Source organism: Halomonas profundus, assembly GCF_020865425.1.
GTDB lineage: Bacteria > Pseudomonadota > Gammaproteobacteria > Pseudomonadales > Halomonadaceae > Vreelandella > Vreelandella titanicae.
Genome location: NZ_CP086344.1, coordinates 4,285,927 through 4,306,168, shown reverse-complemented (window position 1 = coordinate 4,306,168; position 20,242 = coordinate 4,285,927). Strand labels below are relative to the sequence as shown.

Here is a 20,242-nt window from a genome sequence, read left to right as displayed (position 1 = left end):
TTCTCTATCACCCTAACTTAAGATAAGAGTATGTTTTATTTCTAACAATAATCGGTGATGCAGCAGTCTCTAGTTAGCGCTAATAGCACTGCCATTCACCATGGAGAGCATCGTGAACTTAACAACCATAAATAAAAGCTGGTTCTTTTTAAAAACGATCGCAGCTGTGTCCGCTATGACAGCCTGTGTGGCTCCTTCTATTGCTATTGCCGAGGATCTGCCCAGCGTAAACTGGCGAATGCAGGCGCTTTGGGATGCGGGGACGACGCCCTATGAATACGAAGAAAAATTTGTAGAGCGGGTGTCCGAATTAACTGATGGGAAGTTTGAAATTCGATTGTTTGCCGGTGGACAATTAGTGCCAGCGGCCCAAGCATTTGAAGCTGTACGTGCAGGTGCTTTCCAGATGATGAAGACATTTGACGGCTATGAAGCAGGTTCTATACCTGCTTTCGCGTTCACCAGCACAGTACCGTTTGGTTTTCCTGAATCTGACCAGTACGAAGCTTGGTTCTATGAGAAAGGGGGAATTGAGCTGGCTCGTCAGGCCTATGCGTCAGCTGGTCTCTATTACATTGCACCTACGGTTTATGGGCAAGAACCCATCCATTCTAAATTTCCTATCGAATCTCTGGATGATCTGGATGGCAAAAAAGGCCGTTTCGTTGGCTTGGCCAGCACGGTGATGAGCGAATTTGGTGTGTCTACGACAGGGTTGCCTACGGCAGAGGTGTATCAAGCACTTGAAAAAGGGGTCATTGATCTTGCCGATCGCGGCGACCTGACCGCTAATTTTGAAGCAGGCTTGGGAGAAGTGGCCGGATATATAGCTGTACCTGGCTTTCACCAACCCACGACAGCTACCAGTTATGTAGCGAACCAAGCGGCTTACGATAGTTTACCTGACTCTTACAAAGCGGCCTTGGAAGTGGCTGCCCGTGAGATTTCGTCTTCTTTACGGCAGCACATCCTTGCCCAGGATACTGTTGCTCTCGAAGAGTTCGAAGCGCAAGGCGTACAGATCACCCATTTGAGCCCCGACCTCATTGCAGAAGGGCGCCCGACCGCGATGAATGCATGGAGGAGAGCGGCTGGAGATGACGAATTGGCTAACGAAATTCTCAATAGCCAAATCGAATTCATGCAAGAACTTGGCTTGATTGACTGAGTTCCTACCTTACGGTTCCGCGCGCTGGCAATCCGGTAATAGGCCGGATTGCCTTCCCATCGAGGTTCAATTATGGCTGTTCTTCTTGGCTACTGCCGCCTTATAACGGCTCTTAACCGTTGGGTGGCCACGGTTGTATCGGCTTTTGTCTTCATTATGGTGGCCGTCATCAGCTACGAAGTAGTGTCCCGCTATTTTTTCAATGCACCCACTACCTGGGCTATGGAGCTTGCGACACTATTATTTGGCCCTTACTTCTTACTGGCTGGCCCTTATATTCTACATACTGCTGGACACGTCAACGTTGACATACTTTACCGTAAACTGCCGTTTAAGTTGGCAGGCTTAGTAGACTGTCTAACATATGCGCTGATTGTTGTAGTAACGGTGATTTTTATAGATCAGAGCCTACCTATAGCGCTGAATGCCTACGCAAGTGGTGAAACTTCATTTACCTCTTGGAATCCCCCCGTCTGGCCGGTGAAAGCGCTTATTCCGATCGCTTTTTTATTGCTTCTCATGCAAGCGCTGGCTGAAATTATTTGGGCAGTTAAGCGTATTCAAGGTCAAGAGGTGAAAGCATGAGTTCTACTCTTGTCCTTTCAATGATGTTTGTCTCACTGTTGGTATTGTTGCTCAGCGGGATGCCTTTAGCATTTGTACTGGCATTTTTGGCAATTTTATTCACAGTCATACTGTGGGGAGCTGATGCACTAGTGCTGACCGTTCTCCAAACCTTTGATGCAATGACATCAGACATCTTGCTGGCTATCCCACTCTATGTGCTGATGGCAAGCGTGCTTCAGCGCTCAGGTATTATTGAAGCGTTATATCGTGCAATGGAGCTCTGGTTCCGACGTTTGCCGGGAGGATTGGCCGTCGGTACCGTGGCGATCTGTACGGTGATGGCGGCGATGACCGGCATTGTTGGGGCGGCTGTTGCGGCAATGGGCATCCTCGCATTGCCATCTATGCTACAGCGCGGTTATGACCAGCGATTAGCACTGGGCACAATCTGTGCAGGAGGTACATTAGGCATTCTGATTCCCCCCTCAATTATTACGATAGTATATGCTTCTACTGCCCAGATATCAGTTGGCAAAATGTTTGCTGCCGGTATTGTTCCAGGAATAATACTGGCAGGACTGTATATTTTTTATATTATTCTGAGAGCAATTATCCAGCCAAACCTAGCTCCTCGGCAGTCTGGAGAAAAGACAAACCTAGGGGAGATGTTGAGTTCTCTTAAAGCTCTGATACTACCAGTACTGATTGTTTTATCCGTGCTGGGTAGTATCTATGCAGGTATTGCCACGCCCACCGAGGCAGCAGCAGTGGGTGTTGTTGGGGCGTTGATTTCAGCGGCCTTTCAGAAGCAGCTGACATTTAAAAACTTATCTGCTGCATCTATGGATACCTTGCGTGTGACCACTATGATTATGTGGATCACGATTGGGGCGAAGGTATTTGTATCCATCTTCACCGGCACTGGCGGGGCGGACTCGCTTTTACAATTCATTCAAGACCTTGAAATGAATCGCTGGTTAGTACTGCTTTCCATGATGCTGGTTTTAGTCTTCCTTGGGTTATTCCTGGATGAAATTGGCATCATCCTTTTATGTGTGCCTGTCTTCTTACCTATCATAAACGCCTTTCAATTTGATCCGGTCTGGTTCGGAGTGCTTTTCCTTATTACTGCTCAGATGGGTTATATCACCCCGCCTTTTGGCTACACGCTTTTTTACATAAAGGGAGTACTGCCACCTGATATTGGTATGGGAACTGTATACCGGGCCATCGTACCCTTCTTAGTTTTGCAGCTCATTGCATTAATTTTATTTATGCTTTTTCCCGAAATCGTTACTTGGCTGCCTGAACAACTTTCACAGACAGTACGCTCTTAAAAAAGGAGATAAAAACAATGACTACAACGACTTCTCGTATTCCAGGGTTGCACAAAATGTCACCTGAAGAGCGGCTACAAAAGGTAGTGGAAGTCACTGGGTTGAGCGAGGATGTTGTCAGGCACCTGGGTAACACGGGCAACCTGGATTCAGCCACAGCCGACTCCATGATCGAGAATGTCATTGGCACCATGAACATTCCTTTGGGTGTGGCGACCAATATGCTGGTAGATGGGCATGATGTCCTAGTGCCCATGGCGACAGAGGAGTCTTCGGTGGTAGCTGCTGTCTGTAACGCAGCCCGTCAGTGCCGTTCAACCGGCGGTTTTAAGACAGACATGTCGAATTCTCACATGATTGCCCAGGTTCAGTTGCTGGGTGTTCCGAATCCTGAATTCGCTCGTTTGCAGATACTAGAGCATAAGTCGCACGTTCAGTTGATATGTGATGAAACAGATCCGGTCTTGCTTAAACACGGCGGCGGGTTCCGTGATATGGAGGTGCGTGTTCTGAAAGGACGCACTGGGCCAATGGTGGTCACCCATCTGATTGTCGATACTCGTGATGCAATGGGCGCTAACGCAGTGAATTCCATGGCGGAAGCCGTAGCCCCCCATATTGCAAAATGGACGGGAGGGAAGACCTATCTGCGTATTTTGTCCAACTTGGCGGATCGTCGGTTAGCGAGAGCACGGGCTACTTGGGCTTTGGACGAAATTGGTGGTGCAGAGGTTCGTGATGGCATATTGGCCGCCTATGACTTCGCCGATATTGACCCTTATCGCGCAGCCACGCATAACAAAGGCATCATGAATGGGGTAAGTGCTGTGGTACTGGCAACTGGAAATGATTGTCGGGCCGTAGAGGCGGGAGCCCATGCTTATGCTGCTCGTACGGGGCAGTACAGCTCATTAACACGATGGGAAGCCGATGCTGACGGAAACCTGACCGGTACTATTGAAATGCCTTTGGCGGTAGGCTTGATTGGTGGAGCCACGCGCTCTCACCCTACAGCGCGTATTGCGCTGGATATAATGAACATAACGACTGCCGAACGGCTTGCCTGCACTATTGCTGCAGTCGGTTTGGCTCAGAACTTCGCTGCACTCAAAGCACTAGCGACGACGGGCATCCAAAAGGGTCATATGGCACTCCATGCGAAAAATATTGCGGTCATGGCAGGTGCGGTTGGTGACGAGATTGAGAAAGTAGCCGACGCGTTGGTGAAGCTTGGTAAGGTAAGGGTCGATGTAGCAGAAGAAATTCTCAACGAGGTGCGACAGTAACGCCTTAGCCAGCTTATATAAAACTGACTAGTCGTCTAGCTAGATGTAACCACCACTACGGGCTGTTTCTGACCGTTGATCGTGGCATTCTATCTACATCGGTAATCTACTCTTTAAGGTTAACGACCCCGATTTTTCTGTTTTAGAGACGACTATGCCATCACTTCATAATACCCGGTTCATGCTCGCCAACCTGGTCATCCCTGGCCGAGGTCAGCATGAGTGACTTGCAGCCGATATCAGCCGCGCTTGAAGCGCTACTGGCAGACGTCAACGTAATAGACGTAGAGAGTGTTCCGCTGGAAGCCGCTGCCGGGCGTGTGTTGGCCGAAGCCGTCACCGCACAGCTGGATGTGCCGCCGTTCGATAACAGCGCAATGGACGGATACGTTTTGCGCGCTGCCGATGCGGGGCAGTGGCTGCCGGTGAGCCAACGCATTGCTGCCGGCACGCAGGCGAAAGCGCTTGCACCTGGAAGCTGCGCACGTATTTTTACCGGCGGTGAGATTCCTCCCGGTGCCGACTGCGTGGTGATGCAGGAGCGCGTACAAGTTGACGGTGATCGTGCGCTGATGCCTGCGGACATTCCCGCAGGTGATAATGTCCGCCGCCAAGGGCGTGACGTGCGCCAGGGCAGCATACTATTAGATGCTGGTGAGCGGCTCGAAGCAGCGGCCCTTGGCCACTTGGCAGGTCAGGGTATTACTCAGGTCAGCGTGCGCCGGCGCCCCCGTGTGGCGCTGCTTTCGACGGGCGATGAGATTATTGATCCGGGAACGCCGCTAAAGCCAGGTCAACTCTACAACTCCAACCGGCCGATGCTTAGGCGCCTGTTAGAGAACTTTGGCGCCGAGGTGGTGAGTACCGTTAGTGTGCCGGATGACTATGCCCGCACCGTGGCACTGTTAACGGCCGCCGCTGCTGAGGCAGACCTGGTGGTCACCACTGGCGGCGTCAGCGTCGGCGAAGAGGATCATGTCAAAGCTGCGCTGGAAGCGATTGGCCAGCTCGATATGTGGAAGCTGGCGATCCGCCCCGGTAAGCCGCTAGCACTGGGTCGTTTGCCTCGCGATGACGGCAGCCAGGCGCGGTTTGTCGGTTTGCCAGGCAATCCGGTCTCGGGGTTTGTGGGTGCTTGGCTGTTTTTACGTCCCTTACTGGGCGCAATGCTTGGTTGTCCAGCGCTAACATCGCTGCCAGCGGTGACCGCGAAAGCGGGGTTTGCTACCTCCACCGGCCCACGTGAACACTATATGCGTGTAACGCTTGAGTTCACGCCAAGCGGGGTGACGGCGACGGCCTTTGAGGATCAGAATTCCGGGGTGCTTTCATCCTGTATTAACGCCGATGCTTTTGCAGTGATTCCGGCCAATAGCGACATAGCCGAGGGCGATGCCATTAGCTGTTTGTGGTTGGCTGGCTAAGAGCAGGGGCTGAGAAAGCTAAGGATTAAGCTTGCGGGCATCCAGTAGCAGTACTAGCTGTTGCTGGACGAAGGTTAACCCGCATAGCGCCGTGGAAAATCGGCGGGAAAGCAGCAGTTTAGGCAGCGGGTAGAGCGTGTTGGCCGGCAGTTGCTGAAGCGTTATGTCACCGCTCACGCCCAGTTGCCAAGTGCTGTTGTTGTCGCTGGCTGCTTGAGCGTCGCGCAGGGTGAGCCAGCGGTTAGGTGGGGAGTCATGGTCTCCACCTTCATAGAGCAGCGTTTGAGCATTGGCAGTGCGCGGTGCCATGGGATGATCGGTCATGGCCAGCACATGGCGCGCTTCCAAGGCGGTACGGTAAGGCCCTACGCAAAACAGCACCAAGGCAACCTGGGCCTGTTCATGATGGCCGCGATGCAAGGGCACTTTAACCAAGCCCCTGCTGGTAGGCGTCGAAGAGCGCCTCTGGGTCAAGCAGGGCAAGCGCTTCTTGCTCATCTATCTGCCATAGCGCGCTGACATAAGGGCGCAACGTGCCGGAAAGCGTCTCTGGCGGCGCTTGCAGCATACTTTGAGTGACCTCGCACACATCATCAAGCTGTTCAATACGCACACCGCTAGTAATCCCTGCCGCGCTCACTAACAGAATCATCCCCTTACTGCTACCTTCCGGTGCAGGTAAACCGAGTAGTTGATGCAGGCTAATGACGGACTCGATAGTGCCCCGCAGGTGCAGCACACCTTCGGTAGAGAAAGGCAGTCCCGGCACGTAATAGACGGGTTGGTCGCTGGATAGAATTTCACTCACCGCGCTGCCGGGTAGTGCAAAAGGCTGGCCGTTGAGCCGGAAGAGCACTAGCTGTTGGGTAGGCTCATCAATATCTACCACCGCCTCAGCATCGCCGTGTGCTGCTAATGCCTCGTCAAGGGTTTGGGTAGCGGGCGGCTGGTCATTTGCCTCGCCGTTGCGGGGAAATTCAGCGGTCATCGGCCAGCTCCGGCGATATCACTACCTGATTGCGACCTTGGTGTTTGGCGCGATAGAGCGCTTGGTCGGCGCTTAAACGCAGCGGCTCGGTAGAAGGTTGTGCGGGGAAGCTGCTAATGCCTGCACTGAAGGTGCAGCGAAAGCGAACCTCACCGGCGTGAAAATCGACCAGTGCAAAATCCTCGCGCAGGCTATCGATTAATGTGGCGGCTTTCTCGGCATTAATGCCCTTTAACAGCACAACAAACTCTTCTCCGCCGTAGCGGCCGATAATATCGGAGAGACGCAGGCGACTCTTTAATAGTCTTGCCAGGGTGATAATTACCTGGTCACCCGCCAAATGACCGTGGGTGTCGTTGACATGCTTGAAGTGATCAATGTCGATCATCGCCATGGCGTGCTGGCTATTATCACGGTGCGCCTGAGCGAGGTTTTTATTGATCAGTTCAGTGGTGGTGCTGTGGTTATACAGCCCGGTCATGCTGTCGCGGGTCATTAATGAGCGCAGCAGACGCAGGCGTTCGGCGCGCAGTTGCACGGCAGAGACCAGCTCTTCGGGCTGAACGGGTTTGGTGAGAAAGGCTTCAACCCCCGCAGACATAGCGGATATCTGCTTTTGGCTGTCGGTTTCACTGGAGAGATAGATAATCGGTAGACCCAGGTGTTCCGGCTGCTGGCGAATAATCGATGCCAGCTCTTCCCCAGAACACACCGGCATATACACATCGACCAACAGTAAATCGGGGCTAAAGCGCTCCATTACCGTGAGCGCATCGGCGGGATGGTGAACCTGATGAGTCAGCATTCCGCTCTCTTCAAGCAACAGAGCGTGGTAAGCGGCTGCTTCGGGCTCATCATCCACCACTAGCACCTTGAGTGGCTCTTCTGCCGCCGGAGCGGTCAGTTCATCCACTGCCAGCATCAGATCCAGCGGTTTTACCGGTTTGGTAAAGTAGCCGCCGCAGCCTGCACGAACGGCACTCAGGCGCGAATGAAAGTCGCTGTGGGCCGACAAAACGATGGCAGGAAGCGGTTGGCCTGTCAGTTTGTTTAAGCTGGTCAGGGTTTCAGTGCCTGCCGTCTGCCCTTGGGGGAACTGCACATCCATGATGACTGCGTCAGGGCGACGAGTGAGCACGGCGTTAAAAAATGTGTCTGTATCGATAAACTGAACGACTTCGTGACCAAAGCAGCGTAGGTGATGGATTAATTGATCGACCTGCTCGGGTTCATCGTCGCACAGATAAATTAACCGCTGGCGCTTATTGCGCAGTGGCTCAACCTGGCTGGAAAGCTCGAAGCTGTTTACGGCCGCCAGCGCTTGCTGTTGACCGTGGTGGGAGCGCAGGTGCTGCTGCTCGTGACCCATCTGGAGAAGCAATTGACTGATAAACGTATCGATATCGGCGCGGGCGGGGGAGGTAGTGAGCGCCTCCTGCGCCTGATCCGCCAGCAGGGCAAGCCGCTCAAACCCCAGCGACCTCCCGGTTCCTTTCAAACTATGAAAGAAACGGTGCAGCTCTGGCGCGAGCCGCGCCTGTTCTTCGCTCGTCGTGCGACTCTGCTGCCACAGCTCGGCGGTTTGCGCTAAGCGGGACGGAAGCTGCTCAATAAAACGCTCACGCAGCTGGTTCAGCTTATCGTGCAGCGAAGGGGCGGGCTTAGACATCAAACTACCTACGTAAGTGAACGAAAGCGGCGATCCATTCCATCAGTGATCCATTCCCTCTAGCGATGGTTACTCATCAAGCGCCTGTTTTACTGCGGCCTCTAGGTTGGATGCCAGCTCGGCATCTTTACGCAAACAGGCATGCAGGCCTGGTGTTTGCTGAAGCGTTGTGTCCGGCGTGTCTCCGGTGAGTAAAATAAACGGTAGGTGATTAGCCTGCTCGCGCAGCATCGCCAGCAGTGCTACCCCACTGATGAGGGGCATATGCATATCGCTGACAATCAGCTTGATATCGCTGCGATTATCTAGCTGCTCGACGGCTTCCATCGCGTCAATGGCCAGCAGCGTCTCATGACCCTGATGCTCAAGCAGTGCCGCCGTCATTTCCCCGGCAAGCGGATCGTCGTCTACGACCAGGATAGGCATTCCATGACCTCATGGTAGTTGTGTCTTTGATGGCTATGTCATTAACAGTCGTGTCAGTATCACTCGTGATTAACCCAGTAGGGCCTGGAGTGTCTCAACTAAATTGTTTTGGTCAAAGCTACCTTTGACGATATAAGCGTCAGCACCGACTTCAATACCGCGTCGCCGATCAGCCTCCTTTTCCCGCGAGGTGATAATAATAATTGGCCGATAACGATAAACCTCATTTTCGCGCAGTCGGGCAGTCAGCGCAAAGCCATCCATTACCGGCATCTCAACGTCGGTAAGTACGGCATCAAACGGCTCTGCCAGTGCTTTGGCTAATCCGTCGCGACCATTTTCGGCCAGAGTAACGTGGTAGCCCCACGCTTCGAGTACATCTTTCTCTATTTCGCGGGTATTCAGTGAGTCGTCGACCACCAAAATGCGTTTCGCGAGAGCGGAGGATGCACGCTCTTCGTTAGCACGTTGGGCACTGTGTCGGGTGACTTCCAGTAAAGCGGGTACGTGGAGTAGGCTTACCAGCGCATTGCGTCCCATGGAAACCATGCCCGAGACCAGCGGTAAATAACGCAGATGTACGGGCAGTGGCTTGATGATCATATCGCGTTCATCAATCAGGGAGTCAATAATCAGAGCAAGCTTCTGGTGCCGCTGGTGGACGACCAGCAGTAGGGTAGTATCAGTACCGGACGCCGTCTCTGGTAGCTCAAGCAGTTGGGCTAGCGATACCACCGGCACAAATTCATTGCGTAAAATCAGCGTGCGCTGACCCGCAGCATCAATAAATGATTGTGATGAGCACTCTACCAACTCTGATACGTAAGGCGCCGTTACCCCTAGGTTGACGCCGCCGACGCTGACCAGCAGTACCCGCATCATCGCCAACGAGAGTGGCAGGCGCAGAGTAAAGCGGGTGCCGCTACCGCGTTCGCTGGCAAGCTGCAGGTCGCCGTTAAGCTCATCCACCACGGTGCGCTTGACTACATCCATGCCCACACCGCGGCCAGAAAAGTCGGTAATCATGCTCTTGGTAGAGAAGCCCGGCAGGAATATAAGCTCTAGCGTTTCCTGTACGCTCAGTGCATGGAGCTGCTCTTCGCTCACCAACTGCTTGGCGAGCGCTTTTTGACGTACCGCTTCAAGTGAAATACCCGCGCCGTCGTCACGCATCTCTACCACCACCCAGCCAGCATCCTGCCAGGCTTCGATAATCAACTGCCCACGGGGAGGTTTACCCGCTACCTGGCGCTCGGCAGGCAGCTCTAAGCCGTGATCCAAGGCATTGCGCAGCAGGTGAATAAGCGGATCCGACAGGCGATCAATCATCTGGCGATCAAGTTCGATTTCGCTGCCTCGCACCCGGCAGTCGACCTGTTTGCCGAGTGACTGGGCCAATTCCCGGGACATATGCGCGAGTGGATCAAACACCACGCTTAGCGGCAGCATGCGCATTTGCAGTGCGCGGTCGTGTAGGTCGCTCATCAGCGAATCGTGGCTTAACACGCTATCTTTCAGCTCACGGTGAAAGGCGTGAAAAGGCCCCTGCTGTTCGGCAGGAGGTGTGATGCTTAGCTCACGGGCTTGGTCAACCAGGGTATGTAAATGATGATGGCCGGAAAGCACTTCGCCCATCAAACGAATAACATCGTCCAGTCGATCCAAGCGAACCCGCACAGTATCGCTGAGCCGCAGTTCGCTCTCCGCCACCAGCGCAGCGGAGGAAGGCGGTGTTGAGGAGGACGGTAGCGCAGGCACAGAGGATGGCGCCGCCTCAGCGGGAGTAATGGGCGGGGGTGGGGCCTGACCGAGGGCAGCCGCTTCCAGGGCGCTACATAGCGCCTCATCAGCCGCGGGTAGGTCGTCACCTGTCGCTCCTTCGGCGAGTCGACTGACTAAGTCAGCAAGACCGTCAACCGCCTGGCTGAGCAGGCTGGTCACCGTTGGCGTTGCGGTTAGGGTGCCGTCGCGCAGAGCGCTGAGCAGCTCTTCAGTGCTATGTGCCAACGCCGTAATTGGCACCAGTTTAAGCATTCGCGACGAGCCTTTCAGCGTATGCGCTGCGCGGAACAGGTCGTTGATCTGTTCGCGATCAGCATGGCCCTGCTCCAGTGCGCTAATTCCTTCTCGCAAGCGGGGCAGGTGGTCGGCTGCCTCTTCCACAAAGCGTTGTATAAAGCGGCGAATATCCAGCGCCATAATTAACCCACTCCCTGGGTGGTACTGGTTGATGCCAGTGTTAGGTTCACCGCGTCTAAATAACGTTCGGCTAGAAAGCGCGCATCGCCTGGCGGTAGTGGTGGGGTGATGGTGTCTAGCCCTCCATCAGAGGTGGGCGCGGTGGTCAGCAAACGAACCACCGCAGCATAGCGCTGCTTGCGCTGTAATGGCTTGTCGGCCAGTTCACCTTGGCGATAAAGTTCAGCTAAATAGAAATGGGCCGGCCAACACTCCGGGGCAGCGTAAATGGCCCGCTTAAAATGCTCGTAGGCGAGCTGGGGCCGCTGCTGCCAGCGGGCGACCAACCCGGCCAGCACCAGCGCATCGATCGACCACGGCTGTTGCTCAAGTAGCGCCTCAAGCAGCGTAGCGGCGTCGTCAAACGCATTTTGGTTGAGCAACCGATGGGCGGTGTGCAGTTGGTGGCTAATGCTGTCCGTTGGCTCTTTTTCCGTTGCATGCTGACGTGGCGCCTGGGGTGCCACGTCAGTGCAGTTGTCTAACGCTAGCTGTTTATTTGCGCTCTCAGCAACGCTAAGACTGTCTTCAGTAATACTGTCTTCAGCCATGTTGTCCATCGCAAGTAATGAGGGCTGAAGGGGCGTCTCTGGCACTATCGCGGGTTGCTCTACATGGCGAAAGTAAAATACGCCCTGAGCTTCGGTCAATTCAAACACGCCGAGATCGTTACCCAGGGTTTCGGTGACGCCGCAGAGTAAAATGCCATTGGGGGCCAGCAACTGGCTAAGTTGCTGATGGATATGGCGCCGCGTCTGCTGGTCAAAGTAGATCGAGACATTGCGAAACAGAATTACATCAAAGGGGCCGACGGGGCTGTCTTCGTTGGCGTTTAACAGGTTAAACGGCCGAAAGGTTACCCATTGGCGCAGCGGTTCGTGAAGCTTGTAACGCCCCTTGTGGGGGCTGAAGTAACGCTTTTTGAAGGCGGGGGAGAGGGCGCGAAACGCCATGCCGCCATAAACTGCCTGGCGTGCCTTGGCGAGGACTTGGTGATCCAGGTCGCCGCCGGTAATAGTAAACAGTGCTTTGGCCCGCTCGCCAAAGCACTCAAATAGCATCATCGCTACGCTATAGGGCTCTTCACCGGAAGAGCAGCCCGCGCTGAAGATAGAGAGCGGCGGCTGCTCTGTTGTTAGGCGTTGCGGTAAATAGGTGTTGACCAGCCAGTCCAGGGCGTCAGGTTCGCGAAAAAAATAGGTTTCGTTGACCGTTAACTGGCTGACAAATTGATCGAATAGCGCCGTGTCACAGCTTAATTGCTTGAGGAGCTGAGTGATGTCGGTTAGCCCCGTGGAGGCCTGTAAGCTGGCTACTGCTCGGAATAGCCGGGCTTCGGCCAAGCCATCTAGGTGTAAACCGCAGCGTTGATGCACCAGAGCTTTGAAGGGAGCAAACGCACTCATGCCAGAGGCTCCGGTCGGCTATCCATGCAGCCATGGACATCGCGTAGCAGTCGATCCGGAAGGCTATCGAGCGGTAATTCATACTGTATGACGCCTGCTTTGACGGCTTCCTGATTCATGCCATAAATCACCGAGCTAGCTTCATCTTGCGCGAAAGTGGTTCCGCCTGCGCGATGTATCGCCCGCATGCCATTCACTCCATCGCGGCCCATGCCGGTCAAAATAATACCAATCGCATCGCTGCCGTAGACCGCCGCGACACTTTGCAGCAGCACATCGCAACTGGGGTGGTACAGGGAGCATTCAGGACTGGGTTGAAGCTGGAAGCGGTGGCGGGAGGATACGCATAAATCACGCTCGGAAGGTGATAGGTAAATATGCCCAGGGCGTAGCCGTTCGCCCTCTTGACCCACGCTAACCGGCATAGTGCAAAGGGATGCCAGCCATTGCGCCATGCCATCAATAAATCCATGACTGATGTGCTGGGCGATCACAATGGGGGCTGGAAACCCGCTGGGTAGCCTCCGCAGCACCCGCACTAAGGCTTGCGGGCCACCGGTTGAGCAGGCGATCGCGACCACGTGCTGGAAGTTACGCGGCACCCCCCGTGGTGTTACAGCAAATGTCGCTATTGGAGGAGAGGGGGTGGGTGCTAAGCCGCGTCGACGTAGACGAGTGATGACCGCCACGCCGGAAAGCAGGCGTACACGCTCCAGCAAGCGTTCGGCATCGGCTCCTTCCAGAGTGGGTTTAGGCATGACCTCCAACGCGCCTACCTCAAGGGCTTGATAAGCCGTTTGCGCATCGGAGCGGTCGCTGACTACCAGAATGGGCACTCCTTTGCTGTACATGATCTCTTCGATCGCGGACAAGCCGTCCATCACCGGCATGTTGAGATCCATGGTGATCAGCTGCGGCGCAAGGCGCTTGGCCAGTTCCACCGCTTCGCGACCATTAGTGGCTTCCCCCACGATCTCAATATCATCGTCCCGGCTGAGGATATCGCGTAGCACGTCGCGGGCTACTTGGCTGTCGTCGGCAATGACTACCCGAATTACACTCATCCGGTATCCTTATCAGCGATTTTTATTTGTTAGGGTGAACTCCTGCACCAGCGCGTTAAGCTCAGCCGACATATGGATCATGTCCTGGCTAATATCGGTAATACTGCGCACTGAGTGTGCGTTGCGAGAACTGGCCGTATCGATATCGCGTAGCGCCATCACCACCTGGCTGCTGGCGGTTTTTTGCTGCTGTGTGGAGAGCGATATCTGCTGGGCCGCGCTGCTGGTTTGACTCGCCGCCTTGAGCAGCGCCTCCAGATCCTGGGCGGTACTCATGCTTGCCTCAACGCCCTGCTCGATTGAGGAGGCACCTTTTTCAGAGGCCACCACCAAGCGATTAATCGCCGTCTGAATATCATCGGTATGCGCTTCAATCTCTTGGGTTGAGTCGGTCACGCTGTCAGCCAAGCGGCGTATCTCACTGGCGACAACCGAAAAGCGGCGGCCCGATTCCCCTGCGCTTGAAGCTTCCAAGGCGGCATTAAAAGCGATCAGCTTGGTCTGAGCGGCCAGGGTGTTGATCAGCTCCATAACCTTGTTGATCTGTTTGGATTTCGCCCCCAGCGTCATGATCTCTGTCAGGCTCTGTTCGCTGTCGCTACGGATATCCTGCATTTTTGACTGTAGCAGCTGCATGGCCGAACTGCCTTTCCGGCTGCGCTCCAGCGTCTGATTGGCAACGTCGACCACCGACTGAGAGTGATCGGCAATTTGGGTTGATGAGGTAGAGAGTTCTTCCATGGTGGAAGTTATTTCCGCTACCGAAGAGGCCATTTCCTCGACCGCTGCGGCCATGGTTTGGCTTGCTTCATGATCGATATCGCTACCGTGCACACCGGAAAGCCCGGCGGTTTTCGCCAGCCGGTCAGCGACTTGCGTTAGTGCCTGAGCGTTTTTGGCCACTGCCGCAATAGCGCGGGAGAGGCGCTCAAGGAGCTCGTTGGTTTGGTTGGCTAAGTCGCCAAGTTCGGCTTTGTCATCGGTGCTGACCCGCCGCGAAAGATCCAGGCTGTAGGTGATGTCTTTCAACTGGCGCTGGAAATCAATCAGCGGGCGGATGAGGCTGCCAGTCAGCGGGTAGAGTACCAGCAGCCCAACGAGCAGAATGAGCAGCCCTATACCGCTGGACTCCAGGAAGCGCTCGTGGGTGGACGCCAGGTACGCCTTTTTATCGACTTCCACCATTAGGTAGCGCTGCAGCTCGGGGAGCCAGATCGTGCTGACCAACACTTCTTGACCGTCACGGGTCGCTTCATGCACCTGTAGCTGCTCGTTTTGCAGCAAACGCTGCGACGCTTGCTCTGGTAAGGCCTCGGTGGCTGTTGCGACAGTAGGAGCTGATTCATCACTACGATTGGCTTCGCCGCTGCGAACAAGCAGCTCACCCTCGGCGCTGAGCAGCGAGGCGTGTCCGCTACCGCCTAAGCGAAAGTCATCAATCAAACTGGCCATTTGGGAGAGATCAAGCCCCGCACCGGCCACGACCAGCGGTCGACCGTTGGCGGCATTTACCGTGCTGCGATAATTGACGTACACAAAGGCATCGTCGGGTGAGAAGGTGTCGCTATCTAAATTTAGCTCGTAAGCGTTGTCGCTGTCAGTAAAGTGGTAGTACCAGTCATCTTCGCTGCCGGGGGGCTGGATAATGCGCTGCAGAAATTCACCGTTGCGCAGTTGGAAATAGTAGCCCCGACCCTGGTGTTGAGCGGCGATAAACAGCAGCTCGGTGTCTAACTGCTCCATAAGACGCGCTAGATACGCCGCAATGTCGTTTTGTCGCTCTTCCGGTAGGCCTTCGCGAACCCACTGCTCAATAAAGTAGCTATTGGCCAAGCTTTCGGAAATGGCAAGATCCTGGCTAAGGCTGAGGTTTATATGCGCTGCCAGCCCTTTGACCTGTGCCGGTAGCTCTTGATTAAGCAGGTTATCCAGCCGCGCTTGGCTGTGTGAACGTGCTTGAAGATAGAGCGCCAAAAGCATCGCGAATGCTAAGACTGTCCCAAAAGAGAGAAATAGACGAAGCCGTAAAGGTAGGGATTTCCAGCGCGCCATCATGTTCGCCGTTGCTCCAAAGTAAACGGTGGCCCTAACGGCGCTGCTCAATAGCGCTCAGGGTTAGAAGTAGAGTGATACTTACCATTCTACTTAGGGTAGTGGCAACGATTTCAGCTTTTTTTGTGAGGACTGGCTAGCCTGTAATAAGTGTATTTTGGTACTTGCGCTTACACGATCGCGTGGGGCACAAAGCAGGAGGAGTCTTTGGTGATGCGACCAACGTCTTCACGAATGCCCATGCCGCAGGCACGGTCGCCCACTACCCAACTGCCAATTAAGGCGTGGTTATTACCAAAGCGCGGCATCGGGTGGTAAGCCTGCCGAATCCATGGGCTGTCGGTATAGGGGCCGTCCACGGCCTCCCGCTGGCCAGTTGGAGTGATTAGCTCCACATTGCTGCCTTCCCGGGAGAAGAACGGTTTACGCACCCAGCCCGCAGGCAGTGGTGGGCTATTGGCATCCTCAAAAAACGCCGGTAACAGATTGGGGTGGCCCTTAAAGTGCTCCCATAAAAGGGGCAGAATCCCCTTGTTGGAGAGAATGGCTTTCCAGGGCGGCTCAAACCAGTGGGTGTTTAGCTGCGGGATATATTCGCCAAACGCATCGTCGGCCATCTCTTCCCAGGGGTAGAGTTTGAACAGGGCGTGGATAGGCTGGTCATCAAGGTCAACAAAGTGTTCCGTCCCTGGGCGTAGACCAATATCTTCGGTGAAGATAAAGGGCGCATTGAGGCCTGCCTGCACCGCCACGTCTTGTAAATAATGCACGGTGGCGCGCTCTTCGGCATTATCTTTGATACAGGAGAAGTAGAGCGTACGCGCTTCAATGCGATCGCCAAGGTGCGCCATAGCATTGATCAAGCGCTCTTGAATCGAGTTGTATTGATCCGCATGGCGCGGCAGGATGCCTTGTTGGATAGCTTGCTCAAGCCACACCCACTGAAAGAAGCCTGCTTCGTAGAGTGAGGTAGGGGTGTCGTAGTTGAGTTCCAGCAGTTTCGCCGGACCATCGCCTGAATAGGCAAAATCCATCCGCCCGTAGAGGTGCGGCTGACCCGACTTCCAGGAGTTGTGGATGCTGTCCCACATGTGTTCAGGCAAAGCCAGACGCTGCATAAGCGCATTGGAGTGGCAAACCTTGTCCACCAGCTCCATGCACATTTCATGCACTTCCTCGGTAGGCGCTTCGATATCTCGCTCTACCTGCTCTAGGCTGAACTGGTAGTAGGCATCCTCTTTCCAGTAAGGCTCCCCGTCGATGGTATGAAAATGAAAGCCCAGCTCGTGGGCCAGGGCTTTCCACTCTTTCCTTTCAGGGATATCGATTCGCAGCATAGTAATGTTTGCCTGGGGGTTATGAGCCCCAGCCGCCGCGGGCAGAAGAGCGTGAGCCAAAGCCTCGGCGCTGAGACGCGGCTTGGCGGTTCTGAGCCACTGAGCTACGCATGGCATCGTTACGCTGAGTGACGCGCTGAGTCGCCTGGCTAGAGGCCGTGTTCCAGTTGCCCTGGTTCTGGCGATTGCGGTACACCGGCTCCTGATACACCCGCTCGAAGGAGCGTCCACGATTGGTGTTGGACATCATGCTGCCGACCATATAACCCATCATGGCAGGCATGAACCAGCTGCCGCCGGTGTTACCCGTAGCCGCTTGAGACTGCTCTTCGGTCGGAGCGGTACAAGCGCCTTCACCATTCTCCGCTTCGCACTCCTCTAGGGTGCTATAGCGCGGCACCTCTTTTAATGAGGCTTCGTAAGCATCTTCACAGGCGCTACGGGTATAGACATTCTCTGCAACACAATCCTCAACGCTTTGAAAGCTGCGCGGCTGGTCGAACTCTATATCGGTGATTTGCTCTTCCTGGGGCGGTTGGCCACAGGCGGTAAGACCAAAGGCGCTGGCGCCCATCATTGCCAGTGACAAGCGCCCGCTGCGCTTGCGGCGCGGCAAATGAGGGGTACTATCGTGTTTTGACATGCAGGCTCTCCTTTACCACGTCGTTACCAAGTCATCGAAGCGGCGTTGAGTAAGCCGACTGCCACGGCCACGCTGGCCATTAAAATGCCGTAGGCCTGGTGGCCTTCGGTAATGTGCTGAGACAGGCTTTCGCCCTGCTTGCGCAGAAACAACTTAACGCCAAAGAAGGTGGCCAGCTGAACGATAAAGGCGACAATGCCCCAGAGCACAAAATCGATGAAGCTAATGGAGTTTGCCATCGCGCTGTACAGCGGAATGGTGAAGCCTAAAATGGAGCCGCCATAGGCAGAAGCAGCGGCCGCATTACCTTCGCGAATCAGCGTCCACTCGTGGTGCGGGGTAATCCGGCTGTAGCAGTACATAAAGGCGGCGAGCAGGATAATCGCCGTGACTAGATAGGCGATAAATGATGGCAGGCCGTAGAGGTAATTCACCATGGTGGTTGCTTCCTTTTCAGTAGCTTAAAAATAGACTTGCGGGTCAAACAGCGTCGATATCGACGGAGGCCACATCTACCCCCACGTTGTGCACCACCATAAAGCTGCCTTCGCCATCGCTTTCTGCGCTCAGCAGTAAGTACTCCATACGCTCAGCGCCTTCGATGGTACGCTCATAGAGCATGGCATGGTGGGTCACATGGCGCGCCGACACGCTCTCGGTGGTCATTACCTGCTCTTCGAAAACCACCGGCGGCGACCACAGGCTGTCACCATTCCCCCACACTCGCTGATAGGTGCAACTGCGCGCCTCCTCAGTGGTTGAGGTGAGCGCGATGGTTTGGGCGCCGATGCTGTCGGGCTGTTTATCTTCACCGTTTATCAAATTATCAAATTCGGCATCCGAGAGATGGGCAACACGGTAAAAGTCGAACAGCTTATATTCAAGCACCTGACCGTTCTCAATATTGGCCTGCAGCCAGGTGTCGTTATCCAGATAGAAGCGCACCAAGTGCGCTCCTTGACCAAGATCGACGTGCCCCACGGCAGCTATATGATGGTAGGCATCGTCGTTCCAGCGAAACAGTGCATCGGGGTGGGCGCGCAGGCCGATCAGCTTAATATTGACGCGCCCATCCAGGCGTAGGCCCTCAAGGTCTTCCTGGCTGATACTCATAGGCAGGCCAGCGGCCACCGGGCGGCCTTCGTTAGGCTCGGGTGGCTTCTCCGTCGTAGCGCGAAAAAGTGCCTTGAGGGTGTTAAACATGGCCTGGCTCCCTAATAAATTTAAACGCTGATTTGCTCTTAACGCTTATTCCTGTGCGGCGTTTTTCTTCGCTTTCAGGCGCGCTAACACGTCGTCTGCTTTGCGATTCTGGCCACCCACCCCGGCTGCTTTCAGGCGGGCTTCCAGCGAGCTGCCGCTCTCTTCTGCGGCCATGTCGTCAGCGGCTTGCATTTGCGCTGAATTAAGCTGCTGGCGCTCTTTGATGCGCTCCAGTGACTCCATGGCGCTGCTCATGGCGCTGTTCTGGCCTGAGTGGCGAGCCGCAACGGCAGATTGGGCTTTTTGTGCTGACTCAGTCGCCTTAACGACGCTCACCTGCTGCTTGAGTTGGCGAAGCTGATTGTCGGTGCCGCGAATCGCGCCGCGTAGTTTTTCGATGCTGGCGTCGTACTCGCTGACAATAGCGCGCTCCGCTTCCAGGTCATCCTGCAGCGCCACCATGCGTTCAGCCACTTCCACGGCTAGCGCTTCTTCACCTTTATCCAGCGCGGCCTCAGCGCTTTTTTCCAGTTCGGCGATTTTGCTTTCCAGGGCGTCAGCTTTATTGCTGTTTAGCTGGCGCTGGCCCATCAGGCGGGTGAGTTCGGTTTTAGATTGGCTCAGGTGATTTTCCGAGTCGCGGATTTCCTGGTCTAAAATGCGCAGTGCTTGGGAATCCACCACGGCTTGACCGGTTTCATTCGCTTTGCCACGCAGGGCAGTCATAATTTTGCTTAACATATAAGTGTCTCTTCTTTAAGAATATCTTTAAATAAAGCGCCACTGTTTCAGTGTGCATGTCAGTGGCGATGACCGATTAACTCTGTTTTCGATAACCCCTGTTAGGCTTAGGCAAAGTGCGTTTGAATCAGTTCGGCGACGTCCATGGCCGCGCTGGCTGTGGCGTGTAGCTCGGCACAAATCGATTCAAGCTTTGAGTCGCCAAACAGCTGTCCGTAAGCCACATAAAAGTCGTGACCGTCGATCTCGACAATCCCCACGGAGGCCAGCGGTAACGCAATGCCTTGGCGCAGCAGTACTTCGTTGAGCTCAGCGGTGTTTTTAACGCTCTCCACGGCAACGATAGGTGCCATGGCGACCCACTCATTTTCGCTGTGCGACAGGGTAATCGGCAAGTTGCCGTAATCGTTAAGCTCCCAGATCAGGGTCTGATTCGTCTCATCCAGGCTGATAGTGCCCTCAGGCCACTCAAGGGGCGCATCTCCAGCGCTGTTGTGCGCTGGCTGACTGACTAACTTATATAGCTCGGTGGCGGTGATGCCGTTGGTAACGGTAGGCGTAGTCAAGGCAATCTGCTCCATCGTTTGTTAAGTGACCTTACCTTAACATTTAGTAGAGAAAATGGTTCCTTTTCGCAAAAAAACGCCCCGCCTCTTTCCCTTATCGTGTCAGGTGAAAGAGTTGGGGCAAACA

The 20,242-nt window shown here is 54.6% G+C and carries 19 protein-coding genes; 5 read left to right on the top strand and 14 right to left on the bottom strand.

Annotated features, from left to right (window positions below):
- Window positions 1-112: 112 nt before the first annotated feature.
- From dctP to LMS44_RS19605, 5 genes are all read left to right on the top strand, one after another.
- The gene (gene dctP, locus LMS44_RS19625) at window positions 113-1,168 is read left to right on the top strand and encodes a TRAP transporter substrate-binding protein DctP (RefSeq protein ID WP_249362063.1); all 1,056 of its coding nucleotides are present in this window, start codon (window positions 113-115) and stop codon (window positions 1,166-1,168) included.
- A 72-nt stretch (window positions 1,169-1,240) separates the two neighbouring features.
- Window positions 1,241-1,753 carry a TRAP transporter small permease subunit gene (locus LMS44_RS19620; RefSeq protein WP_027957017.1) on the top strand — a complete coding sequence of 171 codons (513 nt, stop codon included), beginning with the start codon at window positions 1,241-1,243 and terminating at the stop codon, window positions 1,751-1,753.
- Window positions 1,750-3,072 (top strand): TRAP transporter large permease, encoded by a 1,323-nt coding sequence (locus LMS44_RS19615; protein WP_138799346.1) that lies wholly within the window; start codon window positions 1,750-1,752, stop codon window positions 3,070-3,072. Before LMS44_RS19620 ends, LMS44_RS19615 begins: the two co-directional genes overlap by 4 nt.
- 8 nt (window positions 3,073-3,080) lie before the next feature.
- On the top strand, window positions 3,081-4,358 hold the full coding sequence (locus LMS44_RS19610) for a hydroxymethylglutaryl-CoA reductase, degradative (RefSeq protein WP_258955994.1): 1,278 nt from the start codon (window positions 3,081-3,083) through the stop codon (window positions 4,356-4,358).
- Window positions 4,359-4,576: 218 nt separating this feature from the next.
- The gene (locus tag LMS44_RS19605; protein ID WP_138799347.1) at window positions 4,577-5,782 is read left to right on the top strand and encodes a molybdopterin molybdotransferase MoeA; all 1,206 of its coding nucleotides are present in this window, start codon (window positions 4,577-4,579) and stop codon (window positions 5,780-5,782) included.
- Between the two features lie 18 nt (window positions 5,783-5,800).
- Here LMS44_RS19605 and LMS44_RS19600 read toward each other — a convergent pair whose 3' ends face one another.
- The 14 genes from LMS44_RS19600 to LMS44_RS19535 all read right to left on the bottom strand — a co-directional run bounded on the left by LMS44_RS19600 (window position 5,801) and on the right by LMS44_RS19535 (window position 20,115).
- Window positions 5,801-6,208: a hypothetical protein gene (locus LMS44_RS19600; RefSeq protein WP_022521842.1), complete on the bottom strand. Its 408-nt coding sequence runs from the start codon at window positions 6,206-6,208 to the stop codon at window positions 5,801-5,803.
- Window position 6,209: 1 nt separating this feature from the next.
- The gene (locus tag LMS44_RS19595; RefSeq protein WP_138799348.1) at window positions 6,210-6,770 is read right to left on the bottom strand and encodes a chemotaxis protein CheW; all 561 of its coding nucleotides are present in this window, start codon (window positions 6,768-6,770) and stop codon (window positions 6,210-6,212) included.
- A complete protein-coding gene (locus tag LMS44_RS19590) occupies window positions 6,760-8,439 on the bottom strand; it encodes a diguanylate cyclase (RefSeq protein ID WP_022521844.1) in 1,680 nt (559 codons plus the stop codon). The genes LMS44_RS19595 and LMS44_RS19590 overlap by 11 nt, the downstream gene beginning before the upstream one ends.
- Before the next feature lie 69 nt (window positions 8,440-8,508).
- The gene (locus tag LMS44_RS19585; RefSeq protein WP_022521845.1) at window positions 8,509-8,865 is read right to left on the bottom strand and encodes a response regulator; all 357 of its coding nucleotides are present in this window, start codon (window positions 8,863-8,865) and stop codon (window positions 8,509-8,511) included.
- Window positions 8,866-8,934: 69 nt separating this feature from the next.
- Window positions 8,935-11,064 (bottom strand): hybrid sensor histidine kinase/response regulator, encoded by a 2,130-nt coding sequence (locus LMS44_RS19580; RefSeq protein ID WP_022521846.1) that lies wholly within the window; start codon window positions 11,062-11,064, stop codon window positions 8,935-8,937.
- Between the two features lie 2 nt (window positions 11,065-11,066).
- Window positions 11,067-12,509, bottom strand: coding sequence for a CheR family methyltransferase (locus tag LMS44_RS19575; RefSeq protein ID WP_138799349.1), 1,443 nt, complete (start codon window positions 12,507-12,509; stop codon window positions 11,067-11,069).
- Entirely contained in the window at window positions 12,506-13,573 is a 1,068-nt protein-coding gene (gene cheB, locus LMS44_RS19570; protein WP_022521848.1) for a chemotaxis-specific protein-glutamate methyltransferase CheB, read from the bottom strand. Before cheB ends, LMS44_RS19575 begins: the two co-directional genes overlap by 4 nt.
- 12 nt (window positions 13,574-13,585) lie before the next feature.
- A complete protein-coding gene (locus LMS44_RS19565; RefSeq protein WP_039857278.1) occupies window positions 13,586-15,628 on the bottom strand; it encodes a methyl-accepting chemotaxis protein in 2,043 nt (680 codons plus the stop codon).
- A gap of 167 nt (window positions 15,629-15,795) precedes the next feature.
- On the bottom strand, window positions 15,796-16,962 hold the full coding sequence (locus tag LMS44_RS19560) for a glutathionylspermidine synthase family protein (protein WP_022521850.1): 1,167 nt from the start codon (window positions 16,960-16,962) through the stop codon (window positions 15,796-15,798).
- Window positions 16,963-16,981: 19 nt separating this feature from the next.
- Window positions 16,982-17,605, bottom strand: a complete 624-nt coding sequence (locus LMS44_RS19555) for a DUF1190 domain-containing protein (RefSeq protein WP_022521851.1) — start codon at window positions 17,603-17,605, stop codon at window positions 16,982-16,984.
- 23 nt (window positions 17,606-17,628) lie between these two features.
- Window positions 17,629-18,042, bottom strand: coding sequence for a DUF350 domain-containing protein (locus LMS44_RS19550; protein ID WP_022521852.1), 414 nt, complete (start codon window positions 18,040-18,042; stop codon window positions 17,629-17,631).
- A 43-nt stretch (window positions 18,043-18,085) separates the two neighbouring features.
- The gene (locus LMS44_RS19545; RefSeq protein WP_022521853.1) at window positions 18,086-18,808 is read right to left on the bottom strand and encodes a DUF2491 family protein; all 723 of its coding nucleotides are present in this window, start codon (window positions 18,806-18,808) and stop codon (window positions 18,086-18,088) included.
- A gap of 45 nt (window positions 18,809-18,853) precedes the next feature.
- On the bottom strand, window positions 18,854-19,549 hold the full coding sequence (locus LMS44_RS19540) for a PspA/IM30 family protein (RefSeq protein ID WP_009285863.1): 696 nt from the start codon (window positions 19,547-19,549) through the stop codon (window positions 18,854-18,856).
- A gap of 107 nt (window positions 19,550-19,656) precedes the next feature.
- On the bottom strand, window positions 19,657-20,115 hold the full coding sequence (locus tag LMS44_RS19535) for a DUF2170 family protein (RefSeq protein WP_249362064.1): 459 nt from the start codon (window positions 20,113-20,115) through the stop codon (window positions 19,657-19,659).
- Window positions 20,116-20,242 lie beyond the last annotated feature (127 nt).

What these genes read in the sequence shown, in the direction of transcription:
- LMS44_RS19540 (WP_009285863.1), bottom strand. Translation starts at nt 19,549, where the DNA reads ATGTTAAGCAAAATTATGACTGCCCTGCGTGGCAAAGCGAATGAAACC.
- LMS44_RS19565 (WP_039857278.1), bottom strand. Translation starts at nt 15,628, where the DNA reads ATGATGGCGCGCTGGAAATCCCTACCTTTACGGCTTCGTCTATTTCTC.
- LMS44_RS19575 (WP_138799349.1), bottom strand. Translation starts at nt 12,509, where the DNA reads ATGAGTGCGTTTGCTCCCTTCAAAGCTCTGGTGCATCAACGCTGCGGT.
- LMS44_RS19560 (WP_022521850.1), bottom strand. Translation starts at nt 16,962, where the DNA reads ATGCTGCGAATCGATATCCCTGAAAGGAAAGAGTGGAAAGCCCTGGCC.
- LMS44_RS19545 (WP_022521853.1), bottom strand. Translation starts at nt 18,808, where the DNA reads ATGTTTAACACCCTCAAGGCACTTTTTCGCGCTACGACGGAGAAGCCA.
- LMS44_RS19595 (WP_138799348.1), bottom strand. Translation starts at nt 6,770, where the DNA reads ATGACCGCTGAATTTCCCCGCAACGGCGAGGCAAATGACCAGCCGCCC.
- LMS44_RS19615 (WP_138799346.1), top strand. Translation starts at nt 1,750, where the DNA reads ATGAGTTCTACTCTTGTCCTTTCAATGATGTTTGTCTCACTGTTGGTA.
- cheB (WP_022521848.1), bottom strand. Translation starts at nt 13,573, where the DNA reads ATGAGTGTAATTCGGGTAGTCATTGCCGACGACAGCCAAGTAGCCCGC.
- LMS44_RS19590 (WP_022521844.1), bottom strand. Translation starts at nt 8,439, where the DNA reads ATGTCTAAGCCCGCCCCTTCGCTGCACGATAAGCTGAACCAGCTGCGT.
- LMS44_RS19605 (WP_138799347.1), top strand. Translation starts at nt 4,577, where the DNA reads ATGAGTGACTTGCAGCCGATATCAGCCGCGCTTGAAGCGCTACTGGCA.
- LMS44_RS19620 (WP_027957017.1), top strand. Translation starts at nt 1,241, where the DNA reads ATGGCTGTTCTTCTTGGCTACTGCCGCCTTATAACGGCTCTTAACCGT.
- LMS44_RS19580 (WP_022521846.1), bottom strand. Translation starts at nt 11,064, where the DNA reads ATGGCGCTGGATATTCGCCGCTTTATACAACGCTTTGTGGAAGAGGCA.
- LMS44_RS19555 (WP_022521851.1), bottom strand. Translation starts at nt 17,605, where the DNA reads ATGTCAAAACACGATAGTACCCCTCATTTGCCGCGCCGCAAGCGCAGC.
- LMS44_RS19550 (WP_022521852.1), bottom strand. Translation starts at nt 18,042, where the DNA reads ATGGTGAATTACCTCTACGGCCTGCCATCATTTATCGCCTATCTAGTC.
- LMS44_RS19585 (WP_022521845.1), bottom strand. Translation starts at nt 8,865, where the DNA reads ATGCCTATCCTGGTCGTAGACGACGATCCGCTTGCCGGGGAAATGACG.